This window comes from Mesorhizobium sp. WSM4833 (assembly GCF_055811095.1).
Genome location: NZ_JBVVQG010000001.1, coordinates 486,371 through 508,200, shown reverse-complemented (window position 1 = coordinate 508,200; position 21,830 = coordinate 486,371). Strand labels below are relative to the sequence as shown.

Genomic DNA, 21,830 nt, shown 5'->3' with positions numbered 1-21,830 from the left:
AGCCCTGCAACGGCTGTCACGGCTCTTGCAATGGGCCAATCCGTCACGCTTTGAGGACTTCGTCGGCCCAGGCGGCGAAATCATCCATGATAATGTCGCGATTCACCTCGTTCAGGCTTTCGTGGCGGGTGTCGGCGTAAACCTTTGAAACCAGATTCGAAAAGCCCATCTTGCGCATGCGATTGGCAAGATGGGTGATCCCTTTGCCATAGTCGGAAGCCGGATCCTTCTCGCCTCCGACGATGCTGACGGGCAGGTCGCGCCGGATACCGGCAAAGCCGGCATCCTTGCCGCCGTTCAGCGCCATACCGACGACGTCGCGCCACATCGACACCGAAGCGTCCCAGCCGCACAAGGGATCGGCAATGTATTTCGCCACTTCCGCTTCGTCGCGCGACAGCCAGTCGAACACTGTGCGGTGATTGGGCACCGCCCTGCCCCAGGCCTGGAAGGTGAGTTTCGGCAGCAGGCGCGATGGCACGTCGGAGCCGAGCCGCATCCGTTCCCAGGCAAGGATGCCGAGCGCAAGCTGCCCAAGCGGGCCTTGGGAGAAATTGCCATTCCAGATTGCTGCCGCGTGAACGCGTGGCGAGTGGCGCAACAGGTAGTTCAGCGCCACCGACGCACCCATCGAATGGCCAAACAGGATGACCGGTCTGTTTGGCCGTTCGCGGGCGATGAGATCATGGATGACGTCGACGTCGGCGATCACCTTGGCGGCACCGTCCCTGTCGGCGAACCTGCCGAGCGGAGCGTCGGACGCCTTGGTCGCGCCGTGGCCGCGATGATCGTGGACATAGACGTCGAAACCGCGCGAGCCAAGAAAATCGGCAAAGCGGGCATAGCGCGCTGCGTGCTCGGCTAGCCCGTGATTGATCTGGACGACGGCGCGTGCCCGGCCATCGGCCTGCCTGACGAAAAGATTGAGCTCGGCACCGGTCGGCGAGGCAACCACGCGCTGCTGGCTGAATGACATGCCGCCTGATCCCGCCCCTGCTTTTGTCGTCGTTGGCTTTGTTTGCGCCGGCCCACATTATGCGTCAATCCGGCAAACCCGCTTTTCGCGACGATGTTTCTTGCGTTCGGTCAGCAAAATATCGCAATTCTGACATGGAGACAGCTTCAGTCTGTCGCCCACTTCTTCAGCCGGGGATTCTCCATGCGCATCGGTGTCGTTTTCGGATTGGCCATGTTGGCGGCGTCGCTGGCCGGGGCCGCGCATGCCGACGTGAAGATGAGCGGCAGCTTCGTCGCCGACGCCGCCTGTCCGGCGACGCAAGCGATCAAGAACGGCAAGAACCCCGGCAATGTCTCGACCGATGCCGGGCAGAGCTATCAGTTGCTTGCCGGCAACAAGGATGCGCCGACGCATTATCTCATCCTGGTGCCGGGCGCCGATCCGGAGCGCCGCTGGGTGAAGGTCAGCTGCGGCCATGTTTCCGGCAGCAGCGCGGCGACCGTGCCGGCCGCGCCTGACGGGCAAGGCAAGCCGGCGGCATCGGGGAAGCCAGAATACGTCTTCGCGCTGAGCTGGCAGCCGGCGTTTTGCGAGACAAAGTCGAACAAGACCGAATGCAGGGCACAAAGTGCCGGCGATTTCGACGCCACGCATTTCACCTTGCACGGCCTGTGGCCGCAGCCGAATGGCAATTTCTATTGCCAGGCGACGGCGAGCGACAAGGCCAACGACAATCCGGCCCACTGGAAAGACCTGCCGTCGGTCAATCTTGACGCCAACACCCGCACGGAACTCGACCAGGTGATGCCTGGAACGGCCTCCCATCTCGAACGGCATGAATGGATCAAGCACGGCACCTGCTACGGCAAGAGCCAGCAGGACTATTTCTCCGACGCGCTGAATTTGATGCGCGCGGTGAACAGTTCGCCGGTGCGCGATCTCTTTGCCAAGAACATCGGCGGCAAGCTGACGGCCGACCAGATCCGCGGCGCTTTCGACACTGCCTTCGGGGCGGGAGCAGGGGACCGCGTGCGCGTTTCCTGCGTCATCGATCCGTCGAGCGGCAGGCGGCTGATCGGCGAACTGACCCTCGGCCTCGCCGGCCCGATCGGCCCGAACAGCGCGCTCAAGGACCTGCTGCTGGCTTCGGTGCCGACCAACAAGGCAGGCTGCCCGACCGGCACCGTCGACGCTATCGGGTTCCAGTAAGGGCGGCTGAACGGCGCCTAGACTGCACGAGCAGCGGTCCACACTTGTCCGTGTGATTGGCCTGATCTGGCAAAAGCGATTGCCGTTCGCCGCCGCATCGCCTACATAGCGGCCAACCTCCATTCAATTCGACAAATCCAGTCGGTTTTTCAGGGAAAGCGCGCGTGGCACGCCAGTTCATCTATCACATGGCCGGCCTCAACAAGGCCTATGGCACCAAGAAGGTGCTCGAGAATGTCCATCTCTCCTTCTATCCGGACGCCAAGATCGGCATCCTCGGCCCCAACGGTTCGGGCAAGTCGACGATCCTCAAGATCATGGCTGGGCTCGACAAGGAGTGGAACGGCGAAGCGTGGCTCGCCGAAGGCGCCACTGTCGGCTACCTGGCGCAGGAGCCGGCGCTCGATCCGGACAAGACCGTGTTCGAAAACATCATGGAAGGCGTCGCCGCCAAGACCGCCATCATCGAGCGCTACAACGAATTGATGATGAACTATTCCGACGAGACGGCCGACGAGTCGGCCAAGCTCCAGGACGAGATGGACCGGCTCAACCTGTGGGATCTCGAACAGCAGGTCGAGATGGCGATGGAAGCGCTGGGCTGCCCGCCCAAGGATTCGGAAGTCACCAAGCTGTCGGGCGGCGAACGCCGCCGCGTCGCACTTTGCCAGCTTCTGCTGCGCCAGCCCGACCTTCTGCTGCTCGACGAACCGACCAACCATCTCGACGCCGAAACCACGGCATGGCTGGAAAAGCATTTGCGTGCCTATCCGGGCGCCGTGATGATCATCACCCACGATCGCTACTTCCTCGACAACGTCACCGGCTGGATCCTCGAACTCGATCGCGGCCGCGGCATTCCCTATGAGGGCAACTACACCAAGTACCTCGAAGCCAAGGCCAAGCGGCTCAAGCAGGAAGGCCGCGAGGACGATGCCCGCCAGCGCGCCATCGGCCGCGAGCGCGAATGGATCCAGTCGAGCCCGAAGGCCCGCCAGACCAAGTCCAAGGCGCGTATCCAGGCGTTCCAGGACCTTTTGGATGCAGCCGACAAGCGGCGTCCGAGCGATACGCAGATCGTCATCCCGCACGGCGAACGGCTCGGCAATGTCGTGATCGAGGCGGAAGGCCTGTCGAAGGGCTTTGGTGACACGCTGCTCATCGACGGCCTGGAATTCAAGCTGCCGCCCGGCGGCATCGTCGGCGTCATCGGCCCGAACGGCGCCGGCAAGACGACGCTGTTTCGCATGATCACCGGCCAGGAAAAGCCGGATGCGGGTTCTGTGCGCGTCGGCGAAACGGTGAAGCTCGGCTATGTCGACCAGAGCCGCGATGCTCTCGATCCGTCGAAGACGGTGTGGGAAGAGATTTCCGGCGGCGCAGAAGTGGTCAAGCTCGGCAAGTTCGAGGCCAACACGCGCGCCTATTGCGCGTCGTTCAACTTCCGTGGCGGCGACCAGCAGCAGAAGGTCGGCAACCTCTCCGGCGGCCAGCGCAACCGCGTGCATTTGGCCAAGATGTTGAAGACCGGCGGCAATGTGCTGCTGCTCGACGAACCGACCAACGATCTCGACACCGAAACGCTGGCCGCGCTCGAAGACGCGCTGGAAAATTTCGGTGGCTGCGCGGTCATCATCTCCCACGATCGCATGTTCCTCGACCGCCTGGCGACGCATATCCTCGCCTTCGAGGGCGACAGCCATGTCGAATGGTTCGAGGGCAATTTCGAGGATTACGAGCAGGACAAGATCCGCCGCCTCGGGCCAGATGCCGTCAACCCGCACCGCATGACCTACAAGAGGCTGACGCGGTAAGGGGTTTTCCGGGCGGCGATCTCAACCGGCATGAGGAGCTCAAATGGCTGATTGGTCCGCCGCCCAGTATCTGAAATTCGAGGACGAACGCACGCGGCCCGCGCGGGATCTTGTGGCGCAGGTGCCCGTCGACTTTCCGCGCCGGGTCGTCGACATCGGCTGCGGGCCTGGCAACTCGACCGAACTGCTCGTCGGGCGCTGGCCGGATGCTGGGGTGAGCGGCTTCGACACTTCGCCCGACATGATCGAGAAGGCGCGGGCTCGCTTGCCCGAGGTCACCTTTGATCTGACCGATGCCTCCAAATGGCAGCCGGCGGAGCCGGTCGACGTGATCTTCGCCAATGCGGTGTTCCAGTGGCTGCCCGAGCATCCCGCAGTCTTCCAGCGGCTGATGGGTTTCCTCGCGCCAGGCGGCGCGCTGGCCGTCCAGATGCCCGACAATATGGGCGAAGACTCGCACCGCCTGATGCGCGAGACCGCCGCCGAAATGCCGTTTGCCGAAAAGTTCAAGGGCGCGGCACGCGGGCCGTTGCCGCCGGTGTCGTCCTACTATGACCTCCTGTCGCCGCACAGTGATCGGCTGGATATCTGGCATACCATCTACAACCACCCGCTTGCCGACGCCGAAGCGATCGTCGAATGGGTGAAGTCGACGGGCCTGAAACCGTTCCTCGATCCGCTGGATTCCGACGAACGGGCGATGTTCCTCGAAAGCTACACGGCCAAGATCGCCAAGGCCTATCCGAAAACGGCTAGCGGTAAGGTGCTTTTGCGCTTTCCACGCATCTTCATCGTTGCCAAGCGGGCCTGATTATCCACGTTGCACGAGGACCAGTCCGGCCTAAACCTTTGGTTTAAGCCGGCGTAAACCGCCGCGGTGAGAAAACTGTTGCGCCGGAGCGTTCCGGCGCCCACATGAAGCCCGCAACGCTTGCGGATGGGACGGACTGGACATGCATCGCGTCATCATCAGCGGCATCGGCGTTGAAATCCCTGAAGCCACAATCACCAATGAAGAGCTGGTGGCCAGCTTCAATGCCTGGGTCGACGCGGAGAATGCGCGCCGCCTGGGCACCGACGAGCCGCCGCTGGCGAAATCGGATAGCGACTTCATCGTCCACGCTTCGGGCGTGCGCACCCGTCATGTCATCGAGCGCGAAGGCATTCTCGACCCGACCCGCATGTCGCCGCGCATTCCGGCTCGGCCCGACGATGCGCTGTCGCTCGAAGCCGAGTTCGGCATCGCCTCGGCAAAGAAGGCTCTCGAGCATGCGGGACTACAGCCGTCGGATATAGACCTGGTGATCTGCTCGGCCTCGCATCACCAGCGGCCCTATCCGGCGATCGCCATCGAAATGCAGGAGGCGCTGGGCACCAAGGGCGCAGGCTTCGACATGGGGCTCGGCTGTTCTTCGGCGGCGGCGGCCTTGCACATCGCCGTCAATTTGGTGCGGTCGGGCGCGCACAAGCGCATTCTGGTGACGACGCCCGAGATCATCACCGGCCATCTCAATTTCCGCGACCGGCAGACGCATTTCATTTTCGGCGACGCTTCGGTGTCGATGGTGGTCGAAGGCCTGGCCAAGGGCGACAAGCGGCCGGGGCGCTTCGAGGTGCTCGACACGCGCATCTGGACGCAGATGTCGAACAACATCCGCACCAATCTGGGCTACCATACCCGCACCGCCCAGGATGATCCTTACATGATCAATCTGGAAGGCAATCTGATCAAGCAGGTCGGCAACAAGGTGTTCAAGGAAGTCACCGTCGCCGGGCAGAAATTCATCGTCGAATTCCTCGCCGAGCACGGGCTGACGCCGCAGGCGATCAGGCGCTTCTGGCTGCATCAGGCCAATGCGCGGATGAATGCGATGATCCTGAAGCTGTCGTTCGGCCACGAGGTCGATCACGACCGCGCGCCAATGGTGCTGGAGCGGCTGGGCAACACGGCGGGCGCCGGGGCCATCGTCGCGCTGTCGGAGAACCACGCCGACATGAAGCCGGGCGATTTCGGTCTGATCTGCGCCTTCGGCGCGGGCTATTCGATCGGCGGCGCGCTGCTGAGAATGCTTTGAGGCTGCCGCGTCATGCTGGTGCGAACGGCACCAGCATCGGAACGCGCGCGGCATAGTCGTCATAGGCGCTGCCCAGTTCGCCGCGCAGGAAATTTTCTTCCAGCCTGGCTTTCGTCACGATGCCGATGATGAGCAGCGCGGTTCCGGCTATGCCCCAGACGGTGCCCTTGGCCGCCATGGTGGCGAGGATCGCCAGCAGCAATCCGGTGTAGATCGGATGCCGGACAAGGCCATACGGGCCGGTGTTGACGACACGGTGCCCGGCCTTGGCGGTGATGGTGCCCGACCACAGCCTGCCGAGATGCAGGCGCGCCCACCAGGCAAAGGCGATGCCGATGGCGATCAGGGCGACACAGATCCAGGCTTCGGGGAGATCAGGCATCCACAGCCTGTGCCGGCCTTCATAGCCGTGCGCCGGAATGAACAGCAGCACCGCGCCGGCTACCCAGAGACCCCGATAGCGGGCCTCCGCCTTGAACCCGGCGCGCTTCTGGGCAGGGTCGGACCACAAAGCGGCGACGGCCCAGCTTCCTGCCCAGATCAACCAAAGCAACGTGATCGCCGTCACAGGTCGCATGATCAGCCTCCGCAAACCGTCTGGACGTCACTATGAAACCGGCACCGCGCGCCGGCAATGCGGTGCGAGATCGATGACAGGTAAGAAAAGCGTGATCGCGATCCTATCGGTGCTGTTGATCGGACGATCAGCACTTTCGACTGGACGCCGCGAAGCGCGCCCGGCTAACTCGCTGGATGACGAATGGAAAGAACGCCATGCCGGATCTCTTCCCCGAGGCTGAAAAGCCGGTTGAAATCATCGCCGCGCGAAAGCTTGCCGCCAGGGCGGCAGCGCTTTACGTGGCGCCGGCAGATCATTTTCAGACGCGCCCGGTGGACGAATTGCGGCTGGGTTTCGACGGCATATCAGGCGATTTCCATGCCGGACCGACGCGGCGCTCGGGCGGGCGCGAGCCCTGGTATCCGCGCGGCACTGAAATGCGCAACGAGCGGCAATTGTCCATCGTGGCAGCGGACGAGCTGGCGGTTGTCGCCGAGCGCATGGATCTGGCCGAGATCAGGCCGGAGTGGATCGGCGCCAATCTGGTGATCGAAGGGGTGCCGAACCTCTCCATGTTGCCGGCCGGCACGCTGCTGTTCTTCAAGGGCGGCGTGACAGTCAAGGTCGACGCGCAGAATGGCCCGTGCCGCATCGCCGGCCGGTCGATCGCGGAGAACGCCGGAATGGCCGACGTCGAAGCCGGCGCGCTGCTGTTCCCGAAAGCGGCGAAGCGGCTGCGCGGCATTGTCGCCTGGGTAGAGAAGCCAGGCACGGTTAGGGCAGGCGAAGAGATATCGCTGCGCGTGCCGGAGCAGTGGATTTATCAAGCCTGAGGGCCGGCTACGCCGCCCATGGAGCGGCGCAGCAAAAGCGCTGGACTTCAGCCCTTGCGGTTCTTCTTCACGCCTTGCGCCATGATGGAAACGTCGTCCCACTTCTCCCAGGTGGCAATGCGGTTGGCGTATTCCTGCTTGATCATCGGCAGGCCGCCATCGCCGAAGAATACCCGCAGCGGCGGCTCGGCGGCGTCGACAATGGCCAGCATGGCCGGCCCGGTGGCGTCTGGATCGCCGGCGACCGAATTGGCGCGGCGCTCGGCCATCTTGGCACGGGCGGGCGCATAGGCCTCGATCGGCTGGGACACCTTGGCCGACGGCCCGGCCCAGTCGGTGGAGAAACCGCCCGGCTCGACCAGCGTCACATGGATGCCGAATTCCGCGACCTCGATGCTGAGCGACTGGCTGAAGGCCTCCAGCGCCCATTTCGAGGCGTGGTAGAGGCCGAGCGAGGCAAAGGCATTGACGCCGCCGATCGACGAGATCTGGATGATGTGGCCGGAACGCTGTGCCCGCATGATCGGCAGTGCGGCCTGAGTGACCCACAGAGCGCCGAAGACATTGGTTTCGATCTGGTCGCGAGCTTCCTGTTCGCTGACCTCCTCGATGGCGCCGAAATGGCCGTAGCCGGCATTGTTGATGACGACGTCGAGCCGGCCAAAACGCTTGTGCGCCTCGGCGACAGCGGCATCGACGGCTTTCTTGTCGGTGACGTCGAGCTTTATCGCGGCAACCCTGTCGCCGTATTTCTCGACGAGATCGGCGAGCGTGCCAGCATCGCGGGCGGTTGCCGCGACGCGGTCGCCTCGGGCGAGTGCAGCCTCGGCCCAGACGCGGCCAAAGCCCTTCGACGATCCGGTGATGAACCAAACCTTGTTTGTCATGATCTTGGAGTCCTTGCCCCTGCGGGCGTGATTTTGGATGAAAGCGGAGGCTTCTCCGCTTTCGGGCATATACGGTCGATCCTCTGATTTTCCAGAGGCGACGGGAATCTTTTGACAAAGACGCCTGAATTATCGGGGATAATTCACCTGAGACGACCAGGCCGGGTCATCGTGCTTTTGCCAGTAGCGCGCCATCAGCCGGCTGGTGATCGGTCCGACCTTGCCATTGGCGATCGCCGCGCCGTCGATCTCCGTCACCGGCATGATGCCGCCCGCAGTGGAGGTGATGAACACCTCGTCGGCCTCGCGCAATGCGGTGACGCTGAGATCGGTCGCCGTGGCGGCAAGGCCTTCTTCTGCACAGAGATCGAAGACGGTGCGGCGGGTGACGCCGGGCAGCACGCCGGTGGCCGGCGTCGACAGTTTGCCGTCCTTGACGCAGAAGACGTTGAAGCCCGGGCCTTCGGCGACATTGCCGTTGAAGTCGAGGAGCAACGCGGTCTCTGCACCGCGGTCATAGGCATCGTAGAGGCCGCGCACCAGATCGAGCCAGTGGTAATTCTTGATCGCCGGGTCGATCGAGGCCGGCGGAATACGCATCTTGTCGCTGATGGCGACGCGCAGGCCGCGCTGCAGCTGCTCGGCGTTGGCGACCGAGCCGAACGGCACGGCGAAGGCCATGAAGCGGTTGACCGCCTGGCGCGGGTCGCGGCTGAAGGTCGGAGAGGCGCCGCGCGTGCACAGCATTTCGACATAGGCGGCGCGATGACCGGACAGCGCTACGCAATTGTGCAAGATTTCGGTCACGCCGTCGCGGTCGAAGGGAATGGTCATGCGCAGCTTTTCCAGCCCGCCGAGGAAGCGGTCGAGATGCAGATCGAGGCGGAAGAAGCGGCCGTTCCAGACATGCACGGTGTCGTAGGTGGCGTCGGAATGCAGAAAACCCCAGTCCAGCACCGAGATCTTGGCCTGCGACATCGGCAGGTATTGGCCGTCGAGAAAGGCGATGCCGTCGGGGTAGGAATGCGGGTCGACATGGCGGTCGCCAACCGCGGGCAGTTGCTTCTCGTCCTGTGTCGTCGCCGTGTGGCTCATCGGGGCCTCCTGTCACGCAAGGCGAGTCAGCAGGCTATCGGCGCAGGGCAGAACGCATAGAGCCACCCGCCCGGTGCTGTTCGGCCTCGATGACGATCTCGCCGATACATTGGATCGGAATTGCCTTAGATTGCGCGCTCTGAACGGGAGGGGGAAGATGGGCAGGCTTGGGGCCGTCATAGCAGCCATGACGATGTTCGCCGCCGCGGGCGAAGCCAGCGCCCAGTGCGCGCGCGAAGGCGAGGAATTGTGCCAGGGCGGGCAGACCTATCGCTGCGAGAAAACCGGCAGCGAATTGACACCGATCTTCCAGAACCTGCCTTGCGCGGTGCCGTCGCTGAGCGGCACCTGGGTCGGCAGCGGCCATCAAAGCCCGGCGGGTGACGCCGGGGCCGACTGGCCGATCGCCATGACCATCAACGATGGCAGCGCGTCGATCGACTATCCGTCACTCGGCTGCGGCGGATTGCTGTCACAGACGTCCAGGGACGGCATTTCGGCGGAATACCACGAGAGCATCACCTACGGTCAGGACAAATGCATCGACGGCGGCAACATCACCGTCAGGTTTTTCAAGGAAAATCTGTCCTGGACCTGGATCGGCCAGGCCGATGGTCAGCCCTATAATGCGGTCGCAGTGCTTAAGCGGAAGTAGCCGTGGTCATTCCTCCTCGTCATCCGCGTCGAGCAGGCGCGTCGCGCGCCAGCGAGTGAGCACGACGTTGGTCTGCTCGATGACGAAGAAACGCGCCGAGTCGCGGTCGTAACCTTCGCTCAGCAGTTTCTCGTAATCTGTGTGCATGTGGCGGATATGGGCAATCGTCGCCAGCCATACGGCGATGCCTGGTGGTAAGGTCTTCATGTGGACCGCGCCGGCGTCGCCGCGGATCTTCTCCATGTCGGCATAGGGTGCCAGCGGCAGAAGTGCTGTCAGCGCCTTGGCGATGGCGCGGCGGCGACCGGTGGGCGCCGTCATCGCCGAACCCCGGGCTCGTCGCGCCCTTCGATGGTCGCCTCCGATATAGCGTCGGTCGAGGCGAAATAGGGTTTTATGTCGATGACCGGAGTGCCGTCGAGCACGTCAATGGCGTCGAGATCGATGCGGCCGGTGTTTTGGTCGAGCCCGACGAGCCTGGCCACATGCAGCCCGATTGGATTGGGGCGGGCAGGGGAGCGCAGCGAAAATACGCCTTTTGCTTCGGCCGCATGGCGTGGTTTCTGCACAATCAGGTCCCGCGGCGCGTGATGCAGCCAGGACAGGATGATGACGTGGCTGGCGCGCTCCAGCCCCCGTAAGCCATTTCGATAGGGCGCGTCGATGGTCAGCACTGCCTTCTGCCCGGTCTCGCGCGCGGCGCGCATGTTCTTCGGGCAGGTTTCGCGCGTCGTCCACGGCGAGGCAATGCGGCCGATGAAGACGATGCCGTCATCCGGCGGCATCAGTGCGGGATCGTTTTCCAGCCTCTGCTCGCCTTCGCGGGCCTCGAACATCTCACGCGGTCCAGTCATGGCCCATGTCTCTTAAAACGCCACACAAGCGGCATTTTCTTGTCCGGAAGCGACATAGCGCTTGCAAGGTTTCGAAAACTGACATAAACATATGTTTATATCTTTTCAAAGAGAATACGCTGATGCATGTCTCGCTCGACACTATGGTGGATACGTTAAAGGCGGCGGCCGAATCCAGCCGATTGCGCATACTGGCACTTCTGTCGCGCGGTGACCTCACCGTTTCCGATCTTACCGAAATTCTCGGCCAGTCGCAGCCGCGCGTTTCGCGGCACCTGAAGCTGCTTCTGGAGGCAGGGCTGATCGGCCGCTACCAGGAAGGGTCCTGGGCCTTCTTCCGCCTGTCGGATGCGGATTCCGCGCGTGACTTCGTCATGGGCCTGGTTTCCGGCATTCGCGGCGCCGATCCGCAGGTCGAGCGCGATCTTGAGCGCCTGGCCTCGGTCAAGCGCAAGCGGCAGGACCGGGCGGTCGAGTATTTTTCCGTGAATGCGGCAAGCTGGGACCATATCCGCTCGCTTCATGTGCCGGACCGCGCCGTCGAAGCCGCAATGCTGAAACTGGTCGGCAAGCGGCCGTTCCAGTCGATGCTCGATCTCGGCACCGGCACCGGGCGGCTGCTCGAAATCTTCTCGCCGCTCTATCGGCGCGGTGTCGGCATCGACATGTCGCGCGAGATGCTGACCGTGGCGCGCGCCAATCTCGACAAGGCCGGCGTTTCGAACGCGCAGGTTCGGCAGGGCGACATCTTCGCGCCGCCGGTCGAGCGCGATGCCTTCGATCTCGTCACCATCCATCAGGTGCTGCACTATCTCGACGATCCCGCCCGCGCCATCCACGAGGCGGCGCGGCTTTTGCGTCCGGCAGGACGCCTGGTCATCGTCGATTTCGCGCCGCATGCGCTGGAATTCCTGCGCGAGGAGCATGCGCATATGCGGCTCGGCTTTTCCGACCGGCAGATCGCCGACTGGTTTTCGGAAGCCGGCCTCGATCTCGAAGATTCCCAGGAGTTCGAGCCGCGCGGTGGCAATGAGGCGAGGCTCACCGTGAAACTCTGGCTCGGCCGCGATCGGCGCCTGCTGATTGCCGATCCTTCCAACGACACAAGGCAGGCCAAAGCGAACTCGATGGGGGAAATCGCATGAACCAGTTCCGCTTTTCCCGCCGCCCCGACATCGGCGACAAGGTCAGGGTTTCCTTCGAATTCTTCCCGCCGAAGACGGACGAGATGGAAGCGAGGCTGTGGGAGACGGTCACAAGGCTGGAGCCGCTGAAGCCGAAATTCGTCTCGGTGACTTACGGCGCCGGCGGCTCGACACGGGAGCGCACCGCGCGCACTGTAAAGCGCATCTTGACGGAAACCGGTATTCCTGCAGCGGCGCATCTGACCTGCGTCGGGGCAACGCGCGACGAGGTCGATGCGGTCATCCAGGATTACAAATCGATCGGCATCAACCGGTTCGTGGCGCTGCGCGGCGACCCGGCCTCCGGAGTTGGCGAGCCCTACCGGCCGCATCCCGGTGGCTACGAGAATGGCGCGGAACTGGTCGCCGGGCTCAAGACGATCGCGGATTTCGACATCTCCGTCGCGGCTTACCCGGAAAAGCATCCGCAAAGCCCCGATTTCGCCACCGACATCGAGATGCTGAAGCGCAAGGTCGACAATGGCGCGACGCGGGCGATCACCCAGTTCTTCTTCGACAACGATCTCTACGAGCGCTATGTCGAGCGCGTCCGCCGCGCCGGCATCTACATCCCGATCGTGCCGGGTATCCAGCCGGTTCACAGTTTCAAGCAGGTCGCGAACTTTTCAGCGAGGGCGGGCGCGCATGTGCCCGGCTGGCTGGCGGAGCGTTTCGAAGGCCTCGACAAGGACCCGCAGACGCATGCGCTGGTGGCATCGGCGGTGGCAGCCGAACAGGTCATGGACCTGGTCGAGCGCGGTGTCGGCGATTTCCACTTCTACACCATGAACCGCGCCGATCTGGTCTTTGCCATCTGCCATATGATCGGTATTCGCTCGCACGAGGCGGCGGCCGCCGGATCAGCCGCGGCATGAGGTCGGGCTCAACAACAAAAGGCCGGGAAAAACCCGGCCTTTTGAATTGGTTGGACTATTTGGGTGCTGGTCTTCCCCGCTTTGGCGGTCAGGGAAGGAAGCCCATAATGAGGGCTCCGATAAAGGCGAACGCAGCACAGATCATCAATGCGTTGATAGGCCTCGTAAGTCCCATGACATAGCCTCCTCTTAAAGAGCTATGTCATGGAGTCTAGGTTCATTTGTGCCACAGGCAAGCGGAAAATGTGCTGCATTGCGACGTGATTGTGAAATCCGCGACATGTCTTTTGCCGTTAGGCTTTGAAACTCCTAGGCAAATACCGACTTCAGACCTGTGAATAAAATGTGGCCGGCTCGTGTCGCTGCCGTGTCATGGCAGCGCTACCGCCGCGAAAGTCGAATGCGACTTTCGCGGCGATGTGGGGGTTCAAAGGACGCGCTAACGTCTTCCAAGGACGCGCCCGTCGATGGTGATGAGGCCGAGCGCGATCAGCACCACCCCGCCGATTTCGAACAGCTCCAGCCGCTCGCCTAGGAACAGGAAGCCGAGCAGCATGGCACTGGCCGGCACGACAAGCGTGACCAGCGAGGCGTTGGTAGCGCCCGCCGAGGCGACGAGGTTGAAATAGAGGATGTAGGCGACGGCTGTGGACAGAAGTGCCAGCGCCAGCACCGCCGCCCAGACCGGCGGCGAGGCCGAGAACAGGCCGGATGGGCCGTAGGTGAAGAGCACGATCGGGATCATGATGATGGTCGAAGCGGTCAACTGCCCGGTGGCGACGACCGGCGAGGGCACGCCCTTGAAGCGGCGGGCGACCATCAGCGCAATGCCATAGGACAGCGAAGCGCCGATCAGCGCGAATTTGGCCCAGACGGGGCCGCCGAGCCCGGCAAGCAGGCCGGGGCCGATCATGACGGCCGTACCGGCGATGCCGAGCGCAATGCCGGCGAGCTTGTTCCAGGAGAGCTTTTCGTCCGATGTCAGCGTATTGGCGAGAATCAATGTCCAGAACGGCGTCGTCGCGTTGAGCACCGAGGCGACGCCGGCGCCAAGCTCCGTCTGGCCGGCGAAGATCAGCGAAAAGGGCACCACATTGTTGGTGAGCGCCAGCAGGAAGAACAGGCCTGCATGCGGAAGCGCGAGACGGAAGGACGGGCCGCGCAGGCCGAGATAGATCTGTAGCGCGATCGCGGCGATGGCGACGCGAAACAGCACCAGCACCAGCGGATGAAGTTCCGCCACCGCGATGCGGGCAAAGAAGAACGAGCCGCCCCAGATCGCGCCGAGCAGCAGGAGCTGCCCCCAGTCCTTGAGCACCATCGGCCCGCGCGGTGCTGATGTCGCGGCTATTGCCATGTGAGTCGCCCTCCCAGACGGCCTGAATGCCAGTCAGTCAGGCAGAAGCCATATCGGACTCAGTGACAAGAGCCACCCGAAACCTGATCGCTGGCAAGCGTTGCTGGCAAAGACCTAGCGCCCCAGCGTCAGCCGCACGAGACACAGAATTGTTTTCATTAGCCGCTAGCTTGGATTAATTGTGCGCAGCCGAAGTGAGGATTCGTCCATGCAGCGATTCGAGAATGCCCGCGAGGCGGCACTGGCGCTTCGTCCGGACGATCCGGTCTATTGCTTCCGCCCGCAAGTGCTGATGGCGGATGCCAGGCAGTTCATGGGCATGTTCCCCGGCAAGACCGCCTATGCGGTCAAGACCAATGGCGAGCAGATCGTGCTGAAGACGCTGGTCGAAGCCGGCGTCAAGGCTTTCGACGTCGCTTCGCCGGGCGAGTTCGCCGCCGTGCGTGCCGTTTCCCCCGATGCCGAGATGCTCTACATGCACCCGGTCAAGGCGCAGTCGGACATCAAGCTGGCGCTGGAGAAATACGCCATCCGCGTCATTTCGCTCGATCATGAGGACGAGATCACCAAGCTGACGCGAGTGGTGCGGGCTCTCGACATCGATCCGGGCTCGATCAGCGTGTTCGTGCGGGTGCAGACCAAGGGGCATGCCGCCTACGAACTGTCGAAGAAGTTCGGCGCCGGGCCGGCCTATGCCGTCGAGCTCGCGGAGCGGCTGAACCGTACCGGCTACAAGGTCGGCCTGTGCTTCCATGTCGGCAGCCAGATCGAGGATCCCGACACCTATGAGCGGGCGCTGGCTTCCGCCGACTGGGTGCGCAACCGGCTGACCTTCGATATTGCCGGGCTCGATGTCGGCGGCGGTTTCCCCGCCGAATACGGCCACGACCCCAATCGCAAGCAGATCGAGATGCCGTCGCTTGGCCAGATCATGTCGCGGCTGTCGGGCGATCTGAAAGAGTATCAGTTCGACCAGATGCCGCTGGTGGCTGAGCCCGGCAGGGTGATCGTGGCGCGCTGCCTGTCGCTGATCGTGCGGGTGTTGCTGCGCAAGGGCAAGCGGCTCTACATCAATGACGGCATCTGGGCATCGCTGTCGGATTCATGGACCGGCAAGATCACGCTGCCGGCGCGCTTCATTCCCGACCCGGCGATCCGCTCGCGCAATGGCGAGGAGAAGAACATCGTGCCGTTCAAGGTCTGCGGCGCGACCTGCGATTCCGTCGACATCCTGTCGCGGCCGTTCTGGCTGCCGGAAACGGTCGATACCGGCGACTGGATCGAGATCGGCCATATCGGCGCCTATTCGCTGTCGCTGAGGACCCGCTTCAACGGCTTCTATCCCGACACCTTCGTCGAGGTGACGACGCCGTTCGACGAGGGCGACGCGCCACAGGGGTTTGCCAGTTTGGAGACGATGGCGGATTGAGGGGAATAAGGCAGTAGGGGAATAGGGGAATAGGGGAATAGGGGAATAGGGGTGGCGGCAGTCACTGCTTCGGGCTAATTTGCCCTATTGCCCTATAATTTTCCCAACAGCTCCGGCGTCGGCCAGCCATCCACCGGCAAACCTAGCCGCGTCTGCTCCTTGCGGATCGCCTCGCGGGTGTTGGTACCCAAAATGCCGTCGACGGTGCCGACATCGTAGCCCTTGGCTTCCAGCTTGGTCTGCAATGCCTTCATCTGCTCATTGTTGAGACCGGTCTCGGGATTGCGCGGGTCCAGCGGCGGCGCGCCTGCCAGCCGTGCGGCAAGGTTGGCTGCCGTCAGCGCATAGGTGAAGGACTGATTCCATTCGAGATAAACGTCGAAATTGTCGTAGGCGAGGAAGGCTGGCCCCTTGCGGCCCATCGGCAGCGCGAGGCCTGCTTTCAGGCCGTTATCGACCAGCGGCGCGCCGCTGGGGTAGGTGACGCCCCATTGCGCCCACTGCGACAGCGGCAGCTTGTTGGTGCGACCGGTCTGATCCCACGGCATGTCTTCGGGCACGCGGACTTCCTGGATCCAGGGCTGGTCGCGTTTCCAGCCGCGCGACAGCACCTTGTTGGCAGTGGTCATGATCACATCAGGCACGCTGCCGCGCAGGTCGATCTTGCCGTCGCCGTCGCCGTCGACGCCGCGTGCCAGATAGTCGGAGGGCAGGATCTGCGTCTGGCCGATCTCGCCGGCCCAGGCGCCCCTGACATCGGCCGGCAGCACGCCGCGATCGATCAGTTCCAGAAGCGGCACCAGCTGTTGCCGGAAGAGCTGCGGCCGGCGGCAATCATGGGAAAGCGTCACCAAGGCGCTCAGCGTGTGGAAGTCGCCCTGCACGGCGCCGAAATCGGTCTCTAGCGCCCAGAAGGCGGCGACGATCGGCGCCTGGACGCCGAACTGCTGGTCGGCGCGGGCGAAGACATCCGCGTATTTCTTCATGTTCGCCGCACCTTGCTTCAGGCGATAGGCCGAGATCATCCGGTTGGAAAACTCGACAAAGGTTTGGGTGAAGACGCCCTGGGCGCGGTCGCGCGCCAACACCTTGTCATCTAAGGTTGCCGCTTCAAGGGCGTCGAGACCCACTGTACCTACGCCGGCCGCCTTGGCTTCCGCGGCGACGCCCTGCTTCCAGGATTCGAAGTCGCCGCCGCATTCCTGCGCCATCGCCGGCAAGGCCGTGGCGCACAGGGTCAGCGCAGCCGCGAGGACTTTGGAACGCAGTCGCATCAGCTTCCTTTCGAAACGAACAGGGGGTCATTTGTTGTGCTCCCCCCCGGGAAGCCCAACGCCCTGAATTACCGGCGGTTGCACTCTTTACCGCTGGCTGTGTCGAAAAGCAGGCGGCAGGCCCGGTGTCAACGGTGTTCTGCGGCAGCTTCTCTGCTGGAGTGATTTGATGCAGGGCAGTGCTGCCGTTGCACCGGTTCAACGGAAGCTCTGCTGGAGTGATTTGATCCAGGGCGGTGCTGCCGTTAAACCGGTTCAACGGAAGCTCTGCTGGAGTGCTTTTGATCCAGGGCGGTGCTGCCGTTGAACCTGACGTCAACGGGTGTTCTGCCGCAGCCATTTGTTCCAGGCGGCTTCGCTGCCGTTGAAGACGTTGATGTCGGACTTGCCGGTCATGCCGGGAACGATGCCGGTTCCGGTGTACTGCCAGAAGGTGAAGGGGTGGCTGCCGTATTTCTCACGCGGATGGCCGGCGACGGAACGCAGCCAGTAGGGATAGCCGCGGAACCCCGACAGCCCGTTGTCGTCGAAGAAGTCGACGGAAGTGTAGATGATCGGCTTCTTGCCGTAATGGCGTTCGACGATTTCGAGGAAGGTGGTCATCTCCGCGCGCACCGTGGCGGCGTCGGGACGCAGCCTGCAGGTCGGCGATTGCGGGTTCCATTCCATGTCGAGGACCGGCGGCATCGCCGAGCGATCGACGGGGACGTTGCGGATGAACCAGCGCGCCTGAACGGCAGCCGGGGTGCAGAAATAATAGAAATGATAGGCGGCTCGCGGAATCCCGTTGGCCTTCGTGCGCGCCCAATGCTCGCTGAAATACTCGTCGAAACGGTCGCCGCCCTCAGTCGCCTTGATGAAGGCGAAGGAGATGCCGCTGGCCCTGGCAGCCGGCCAGTCGACCGAGGTCTGGTATTTGGAAACATCGGTGCCGTGGACGGCATAGTTCCACGGCGCGCCGCTCTCCCATTCATGCGGCTTGGAGTCGGCAAAGCGCGGCGCGCGCACGGCAACCGTCGGGCTGCTCGAAGCGGATGGCGACAGCGGCGAGAGATCGTCGACGGTCGAGCAAGCACCAAGCAGCGCTAGCATGATCAGGCCCGCAAGACGGCGCATCGCAATTCCCGAGCCGGATTCAGCCGGTCGCTGATGGGTCTCTACACTGTTGGCCTGCTTTGTGATCGGGCCCCCTCCGAACGATCGCCCCACAGCATCGCTCAGCATATCCTGTGATCGCCGATCATGGTTGATAATCCGTTGATGACGCTCGACAAGCATTGTGATTTTGCGGAAGCAATGGCGGCAAATCGATGACATAAGGGTCGGGCAGGGCCCGGAGGAAATAAATGCGGATCGTGGTCAAGATCGTCAAATGGCTGCTTGGCCTGATCGTCCTGGCGGTCGCAGCACTTTTTGCCTGGCTTTATATCGCGCCACCGGAGTTGATCAGGGTCGGCTCGGGCTACTCGGCCAAGATCGTCTGTTCGAACGTTTTTATCGCCGGCCGCGATCCCAATGAGGTGCTGGCCGTCGACGTGCAGGCACCCGGGCATCCCCTGCTGCGGTTAATGCGGGTTTCGGTGGACAAGAACAGGGGAACGGTGTCTGCCGGCCTGTTCGGTTTCCTCGGCAAGAGCGTCGCCGTAGCCCGCGACGGGCTTGGCTGCGCTTCGGTTCCGGACGGCGACGTAGGAAAGGTGCGGCGGACCGCGATCCAAGCGGAGCCGTCCGCAGTCACCATGGGCGACCTGTGGCCGGAAGGCGAACGGGTCGAGGCATCACAGGATCCGGTTGTTGCCAAGCTGCTGGACGATGCGGCGCTGATCGGCACCGGCATGCGCGCGGTCGTGGTGGTCAAGAATGGCCGTGTCGTCGCCGAGCGCTACGGCGATGGCTTTTCCGCCAGGACGCCGCTGCTCGGCTGGTCGATGACCAAAACGGTGAATGCCGCCATCGTCGGTACGTTGGTCAAGGACGGCAAGATGGCTTTCGACAACAAAAACCTGTTCGCGCCGTGGAAGGCGGACGGCCGCGCCGCGATCAGCCTTGCCGACATGATGGCGATGTCGAGCGGGCTGGAGTTCAACGAGGATTATGGCGACGTCGCCGACGTCACGCGCATGCTCTATCTCGAACCTGACATGGCGGGCTTTGCCGAATCCAAGCCGCTGGCTGCAGAGGTCGGCAAACAGTTTTCCTATTCGAGCGGCACGGCGGTGATGCTGTCGCGCCTCTGGCAGGACGCGGTCGGCGACAAGGCCAGGGCGCTGACGTGGCCGCGCACGGCGCTATTCGAGCCGCTCGGCATGCACAGCGCGGTGCTTGAAACGGACGAGCAGGGCACCTTCGTCGGCTCGTCCTATCTCTACGCAACCGCGCATGACTGGGCGCGCTTCGGCCAGTTCCTGCTGCAAGGCGGGGTGTGGAACGGCAACCAGATCCTGCCGGCCGGTTTCGTCGACTGGATGCGAGAGCCGGCATCCGCCTCGAAGGTCTACGGCAAGGGCCAATTGTGGATCGAGGCCCCGGGCGATGAGGAAAACCCCGGCGCCGGCGTCGCGGCAGGCCTGCCCAAGGACACGTACTGGATGGAAGGCCATGACGGGCAGACGGTTGCCATCATTCCCTCGGAGCAGTTGGTGGTGGTGCGGCTGGGGCTGACGCCTGCCAAGCTTGGCCATCGGCCGCAGACGATGGTGGGGGCGCTGATGAAGGCGCTGCATTAAGGTGCATTGACATTCAGGTGAGGTCGGCCTGCAAATGGCGGTTTCACCTTGGCTAGCCGCGCCGCCCGATAACCGCCAGCCAGGCATAGCCGCGATAAAGCGTGCGGAAACGGAAGCTTGCGCCGGTTCGCCGAGATTCCGATTCCAGCACTTCGCGCAACGATTCACGCGGCGCGACGTGGAATTTTTTCAGCCAGCCGCGCAGCAGCGCACGGAACCAGCCGGGCAGCCCTTCTTGCTGGCCGAAATCGACGATGTGCAGCGAACCGTTCGGCGACAGGGCGGCAAGTGCCGCCGATACTGTTTTTTCCCAGCCGGGGATCATCGACAGCGAATAGGACACGAAGACACGGTCGAAGCGTTCGACATGGAAGAGTGCACGGGCATCGAAATCGGTGGCATCGCCCCTAGCCAATATGACGCGACCGGACAGGCCCTCGCGGTCGATCGCCTTTCCGGCCGTCTCCAGCATTTCGGCCGAAATATCGAGGCCGAAAAAGCGCGCGTCGGGATAGCGGCGGGCGGCGAGGATGACGTTGCGGCCGGTGCCGCAGCCGAGTTCCAGCACGGTGCCACCGACAGGCACGTCGAGCCCCGAGATCATTGGGTCGCGGCCGAGCAGGTAGTATTTGCGGGTCAGGTCGTAGATGTGGCGCTGCCAGCGGTAGACGCCGTCCATCAGTTCGGCATGGCTGGCCTTGAATTCGGGGCTGGCCGGCAACTCGCTGGTGCTCATGCCGCGCGCTTCACGTAGAGGTGGAAGCCGCCATAGATGGCCGAGCGGTCGCGGGCCGAAAATTCGCGCGAAGCCTGGTCCTGATAGTCCCATTGGTCGAGCAGCGAGCTGGAGACGCGACCCGGCAGCAGGCTGGGCTCGGCGGCGGTGCGGAAGATGACGCGGGCGCCGGTCGAAGCCGTGCGGGTGATTTCCGCCCACAGCGCGTTGAGCTGATCGTCGGTCATCCAGTCCTGTGCGTCGAGCAGGACGAAGCGGTCGACCGTGCCTGCATCCTTGCCGGCGAGAAACTCGATCAGATTGGCATGGTGGATGGCGACGCGGCCGACATTGCCGCGGATGGTCTCGTAATTCTGCTTTTCGAGATAGGCGGGCAGGGCGGCCTCGCCGGGGTTCGGATAGCGGCGGGCAAAGGCCTGCCAGGCGAAGTAGTTATTCTCCAGCGGAAAATCGCAAGCGAGTTTTTCCAGCCGGGCTTTCAGCACGCTGGCCATGGTGCCGTCGCCAGAAGTGATCAGCGAATCGTACTGCGCCGGTGGAATGCCGAGGCCGAACAGTGAAGCCTTGCGCGACGTCGCCCATCTCAAAAGCTTGTTGTCGAAGACCGGCGCCAACTCCTCGTTGAAGAAGCGGCGCTGCTCGCCGATGTTCCTGGCCTGCATGATGCCGGCTGGGTCGACGCCGAAGAATTTTCCCGTGCGATGGCCCATGGCGATGAACAGGCCGAGCAGGCCGGTCTGGTAGAAATTGCGGTCGAACACAGTGATCCTACGGCGGCCGCGCCAGTTGCGGCGCTCCCAGTAGTGACGGCTGACAGGATCGAGATGCGGCGCGATGAAACGGTCATACGCTCTCGAATTGTGGCTGGTGTCGGCGGCGCCGAAGAAGCGGAACAGGTCGCCCTGCGATGGCAAATGGCGCACCGCCTCCAGCTTCATGCGGTTCAGCGCGATGTGCGCGGTGTTGAGGTCGACGGCGTCGACCCGGGCCGGCGAGCGCGTGAGGTAGGCCAGGATGTTGCAGCCGCCGGAGGCGATAGTGACGACGCGGTGGCCCTGGCCAAGCTGCATCGCCTCCATGTCGACATCGGGGTCTTCCCAGATCTGCGGATAGACGAGGCCGGAGAACAGGAAGGCGAACAGCCGCTCCGAAATGCCGGCCTTCGACAGCGGGCGGTTCTGGTAGACGGCCTTTCCAACTTCCTTGCCGCGGCGAAAAACCAGATCTGCGGAAACGTCCGTCATGGCAAGATGATTCCCCATTTGCTTTGCCGCAAGCGGGTAGCGCAGGGCCATGACAGGCCGGTGACA

Annotated in this window: 21 protein-coding genes; 10 read left to right on the top strand and 11 right to left on the bottom strand. The window is 63.3% G+C overall.

Features of this window, described 5'->3' with window-relative positions:
- Nucleotides 1–43: 43 nt before the first annotated feature.
- The gene (locus AC0L2D_RS02500) at nucleotides 44–976 is read right to left on the bottom strand and encodes an alpha/beta fold hydrolase (RefSeq protein ID WP_063172503.1); all 933 of its coding nucleotides are present in this window, start codon (nucleotides 974–976) and stop codon (nucleotides 44–46) included.
- Between the two features lie 183 nt (nucleotides 977–1,159).
- Here AC0L2D_RS02500 and AC0L2D_RS02495 point away from each other — a divergent pair, with 183 nt between their 5' ends.
- The 4 genes from AC0L2D_RS02495 (at nucleotide 1,160) to AC0L2D_RS02480 (ending at nucleotide 6,056) form a co-directional block, all read left to right on the top strand.
- Nucleotides 1,160–2,167, top strand: a complete 1,008-nt coding sequence (locus AC0L2D_RS02495; protein ID WP_473540279.1) for a ribonuclease T2 family protein — start codon at nucleotides 1,160–1,162, stop codon at nucleotides 2,165–2,167.
- 164 nt (nucleotides 2,168–2,331) lie between these two features.
- Entirely contained in the window at nucleotides 2,332–3,981 is a 1,650-nt protein-coding gene (gene ettA / locus AC0L2D_RS02490) for an energy-dependent translational throttle protein EttA (RefSeq protein ID WP_013530923.1), read from the top strand.
- Nucleotides 3,982–4,024: 43 nt separating this feature from the next.
- Complete coding sequence (tam, locus tag AC0L2D_RS02485) at nucleotides 4,025–4,792, top strand: trans-aconitate 2-methyltransferase (protein WP_473540278.1); 768 nt, start codon at nucleotides 4,025–4,027, stop codon at nucleotides 4,790–4,792.
- A 142-nt stretch (nucleotides 4,793–4,934) separates the two neighbouring features.
- Entirely contained in the window at nucleotides 4,935–6,056 is a 1,122-nt protein-coding gene (locus tag AC0L2D_RS02480) for a beta-ketoacyl-ACP synthase III (protein ID WP_027160654.1), read from the top strand.
- Nucleotides 6,057–6,066: 10 nt separating this feature from the next.
- Here the strand turns inward: AC0L2D_RS02480 and AC0L2D_RS02475 are convergent, their stop codons facing one another.
- Entirely contained in the window at nucleotides 6,067–6,633 is a 567-nt protein-coding gene (locus tag AC0L2D_RS02475) for a methyltransferase family protein (protein WP_473540276.1), read from the bottom strand.
- Between the two features lie 197 nt (nucleotides 6,634–6,830).
- Here AC0L2D_RS02475 and AC0L2D_RS02470 point away from each other — a divergent pair, with 197 nt between their 5' ends.
- Nucleotides 6,831–7,448, top strand: coding sequence for an MOSC domain-containing protein (locus AC0L2D_RS02470; RefSeq protein WP_473540275.1), 618 nt, complete (start codon nucleotides 6,831–6,833; stop codon nucleotides 7,446–7,448).
- A gap of 47 nt (nucleotides 7,449–7,495) precedes the next feature.
- On the opposite strand, the gene AC0L2D_RS02465 is transcribed toward AC0L2D_RS02470, so the two are convergent.
- Both AC0L2D_RS02465 and AC0L2D_RS02460 read right to left on the bottom strand, forming a co-directional pair.
- The gene (locus tag AC0L2D_RS02465) at nucleotides 7,496–8,335 is read right to left on the bottom strand and encodes an SDR family oxidoreductase (protein ID WP_473540274.1); all 840 of its coding nucleotides are present in this window, start codon (nucleotides 8,333–8,335) and stop codon (nucleotides 7,496–7,498) included.
- Nucleotides 8,336–8,464: 129 nt separating this feature from the next.
- Complete coding sequence (locus tag AC0L2D_RS02460) at nucleotides 8,465–9,430, bottom strand: D-amino acid aminotransferase (protein ID WP_275952718.1); 966 nt, start codon at nucleotides 9,428–9,430, stop codon at nucleotides 8,465–8,467.
- A gap of 157 nt (nucleotides 9,431–9,587) precedes the next feature.
- On the opposite strand from AC0L2D_RS02460, the gene AC0L2D_RS02455 reads away from it, so the two are divergent.
- Nucleotides 9,588–10,085, top strand: a complete 498-nt coding sequence (locus AC0L2D_RS02455; protein WP_473540272.1) for a hypothetical protein — start codon at nucleotides 9,588–9,590, stop codon at nucleotides 10,083–10,085.
- A gap of 6 nt (nucleotides 10,086–10,091) precedes the next feature.
- Here the strand turns inward: AC0L2D_RS02455 and AC0L2D_RS02450 are convergent, their stop codons facing one another.
- Nucleotides 10,092–10,406 carry a DUF2293 domain-containing protein gene (locus AC0L2D_RS02450; RefSeq protein ID WP_013530931.1) on the bottom strand — a complete coding sequence of 105 codons (315 nt, stop codon included), beginning with the start codon at nucleotides 10,404–10,406 and terminating at the stop codon, nucleotides 10,092–10,094.
- Nucleotides 10,403–10,939: a tRNA (N6-threonylcarbamoyladenosine(37)-N6)-methyltransferase TrmO gene (gene tsaA / locus AC0L2D_RS02445; protein ID WP_473540270.1), complete on the bottom strand. Its 537-nt coding sequence runs from the start codon at nucleotides 10,937–10,939 to the stop codon at nucleotides 10,403–10,405. The genes AC0L2D_RS02450 and tsaA overlap by 4 nt, the downstream gene beginning before the upstream one ends.
- Nucleotides 10,940–11,061: 122 nt before the next feature.
- On the opposite strand from tsaA, the gene AC0L2D_RS02440 reads away from it, so the two are divergent.
- Both AC0L2D_RS02440 and metF read left to right on the top strand, forming a co-directional pair.
- On the top strand, nucleotides 11,062–12,084 hold the full coding sequence (locus AC0L2D_RS02440) for an ArsR/SmtB family transcription factor (protein ID WP_024501485.1): 1,023 nt from the start codon (nucleotides 11,062–11,064) through the stop codon (nucleotides 12,082–12,084).
- A complete protein-coding gene (gene metF, locus AC0L2D_RS02435) occupies nucleotides 12,081–12,998 on the top strand; it encodes a methylenetetrahydrofolate reductase [NAD(P)H] (RefSeq protein ID WP_013530934.1) in 918 nt (305 codons plus the stop codon). The genes AC0L2D_RS02440 and metF overlap by 4 nt, the downstream gene beginning before the upstream one ends.
- A gap of 439 nt (nucleotides 12,999–13,437) precedes the next feature.
- On the opposite strand, the gene AC0L2D_RS02430 is transcribed toward metF, so the two are convergent.
- The gene (locus AC0L2D_RS02430) at nucleotides 13,438–14,355 is read right to left on the bottom strand and encodes a DMT family transporter (RefSeq protein ID WP_473540268.1); all 918 of its coding nucleotides are present in this window, start codon (nucleotides 14,353–14,355) and stop codon (nucleotides 13,438–13,440) included.
- A gap of 208 nt (nucleotides 14,356–14,563) precedes the next feature.
- Here AC0L2D_RS02430 and AC0L2D_RS02425 point away from each other — a divergent pair, with 208 nt between their 5' ends.
- Entirely contained in the window at nucleotides 14,564–15,784 is a 1,221-nt protein-coding gene (locus tag AC0L2D_RS02425; RefSeq protein WP_013530936.1) for an alanine racemase, read from the top strand.
- Between the two features lie 92 nt (nucleotides 15,785–15,876).
- Here AC0L2D_RS02425 and AC0L2D_RS02420 read toward each other — a convergent pair whose 3' ends face one another.
- Both AC0L2D_RS02420 and AC0L2D_RS02415 read right to left on the bottom strand, forming a co-directional pair.
- The gene (locus AC0L2D_RS02420) at nucleotides 15,877–17,058 is read right to left on the bottom strand and encodes a lytic murein transglycosylase (RefSeq protein WP_063172498.1); all 1,182 of its coding nucleotides are present in this window, start codon (nucleotides 17,056–17,058) and stop codon (nucleotides 15,877–15,879) included.
- 315 nt (nucleotides 17,059–17,373) lie between these two features.
- Complete coding sequence (locus AC0L2D_RS02415; protein WP_013530938.1) at nucleotides 17,374–18,174, bottom strand: glycoside hydrolase family 25 protein; 801 nt, start codon at nucleotides 18,172–18,174, stop codon at nucleotides 17,374–17,376.
- 230 nt (nucleotides 18,175–18,404) lie between these two features.
- On the opposite strand from AC0L2D_RS02415, the gene AC0L2D_RS02410 reads away from it, so the two are divergent.
- On the top strand, nucleotides 18,405–19,784 hold the full coding sequence (locus AC0L2D_RS02410; RefSeq protein ID WP_473540265.1) for a serine hydrolase domain-containing protein: 1,380 nt from the start codon (nucleotides 18,405–18,407) through the stop codon (nucleotides 19,782–19,784).
- A 52-nt stretch (nucleotides 19,785–19,836) separates the two neighbouring features.
- Here the strand turns inward: AC0L2D_RS02410 and AC0L2D_RS02405 are convergent, their stop codons facing one another.
- A complete protein-coding gene (locus AC0L2D_RS02405) occupies nucleotides 19,837–20,520 on the bottom strand; it encodes a class I SAM-dependent methyltransferase (RefSeq protein ID WP_063172497.1) in 684 nt (227 codons plus the stop codon).
- Entirely contained in the window at nucleotides 20,517–21,815 is a 1,299-nt protein-coding gene (locus AC0L2D_RS02400; protein WP_063172496.1) for a BtaA family protein, read from the bottom strand. Before AC0L2D_RS02400 ends, AC0L2D_RS02405 begins: the two co-directional genes overlap by 4 nt.
- Between the last annotated feature and the right edge of the window lie 15 nt (nucleotides 21,816–21,830).

What these genes read in the sequence shown, in the direction of transcription:
- AC0L2D_RS02500 (WP_063172503.1), bottom strand. Translation starts at nt 976, where the DNA reads ATGTCATTCAGCCAGCAGCGCGTGGTTGCCTCGCCGACCGGTGCCGAG.
- AC0L2D_RS02495 (WP_473540279.1), top strand. Translation starts at nt 1,160, where the DNA reads ATGCGCATCGGTGTCGTTTTCGGATTGGCCATGTTGGCGGCGTCGCTG.
- tam (WP_473540278.1), top strand. Translation starts at nt 4,025, where the DNA reads ATGGCTGATTGGTCCGCCGCCCAGTATCTGAAATTCGAGGACGAACGC.
- AC0L2D_RS02480 (WP_027160654.1), top strand. Translation starts at nt 4,935, where the DNA reads ATGCATCGCGTCATCATCAGCGGCATCGGCGTTGAAATCCCTGAAGCC.
- AC0L2D_RS02475 (WP_473540276.1), bottom strand. Translation starts at nt 6,633, where the DNA reads ATGCGACCTGTGACGGCGATCACGTTGCTTTGGTTGATCTGGGCAGGA.
- AC0L2D_RS02470 (WP_473540275.1), top strand. Translation starts at nt 6,831, where the DNA reads ATGCCGGATCTCTTCCCCGAGGCTGAAAAGCCGGTTGAAATCATCGCC.
- AC0L2D_RS02465 (WP_473540274.1), bottom strand. Translation starts at nt 8,335, where the DNA reads ATGACAAACAAGGTTTGGTTCATCACCGGATCGTCGAAGGGCTTTGGC.
- AC0L2D_RS02460 (WP_275952718.1), bottom strand. Translation starts at nt 9,430, where the DNA reads ATGAGCCACACGGCGACGACACAGGACGAGAAGCAACTGCCCGCGGTT.
- AC0L2D_RS02455 (WP_473540272.1), top strand. Translation starts at nt 9,588, where the DNA reads ATGGGCAGGCTTGGGGCCGTCATAGCAGCCATGACGATGTTCGCCGCC.
- AC0L2D_RS02450 (WP_013530931.1), bottom strand. Translation starts at nt 10,406, where the DNA reads ATGACGGCGCCCACCGGTCGCCGCCGCGCCATCGCCAAGGCGCTGACA.
- tsaA (WP_473540270.1), bottom strand. Translation starts at nt 10,939, where the DNA reads ATGACTGGACCGCGTGAGATGTTCGAGGCCCGCGAAGGCGAGCAGAGG.
- AC0L2D_RS02440 (WP_024501485.1), top strand. Translation starts at nt 11,062, where the DNA reads ATGCATGTCTCGCTCGACACTATGGTGGATACGTTAAAGGCGGCGGCC.
- metF (WP_013530934.1), top strand. Translation starts at nt 12,081, where the DNA reads ATGAACCAGTTCCGCTTTTCCCGCCGCCCCGACATCGGCGACAAGGTC.
- AC0L2D_RS02430 (WP_473540268.1), bottom strand. Translation starts at nt 14,355, where the DNA reads ATGGCAATAGCCGCGACATCAGCACCGCGCGGGCCGATGGTGCTCAAG.
- AC0L2D_RS02425 (WP_013530936.1), top strand. Translation starts at nt 14,564, where the DNA reads ATGCAGCGATTCGAGAATGCCCGCGAGGCGGCACTGGCGCTTCGTCCG.
- AC0L2D_RS02420 (WP_063172498.1), bottom strand. Translation starts at nt 17,058, where the DNA reads ATGCGACTGCGTTCCAAAGTCCTCGCGGCTGCGCTGACCCTGTGCGCC.
- AC0L2D_RS02415 (WP_013530938.1), bottom strand. Translation starts at nt 18,174, where the DNA reads ATGCGCCGTCTTGCGGGCCTGATCATGCTAGCGCTGCTTGGTGCTTGC.
- AC0L2D_RS02410 (WP_473540265.1), top strand. Translation starts at nt 18,405, where the DNA reads ATGCGGATCGTGGTCAAGATCGTCAAATGGCTGCTTGGCCTGATCGTC.
- AC0L2D_RS02405 (WP_063172497.1), bottom strand. Translation starts at nt 20,520, where the DNA reads ATGAGCACCAGCGAGTTGCCGGCCAGCCCCGAATTCAAGGCCAGCCAT.
- AC0L2D_RS02400 (WP_063172496.1), bottom strand. Translation starts at nt 21,815, where the DNA reads ATGGCCCTGCGCTACCCGCTTGCGGCAAAGCAAATGGGGAATCATCTT.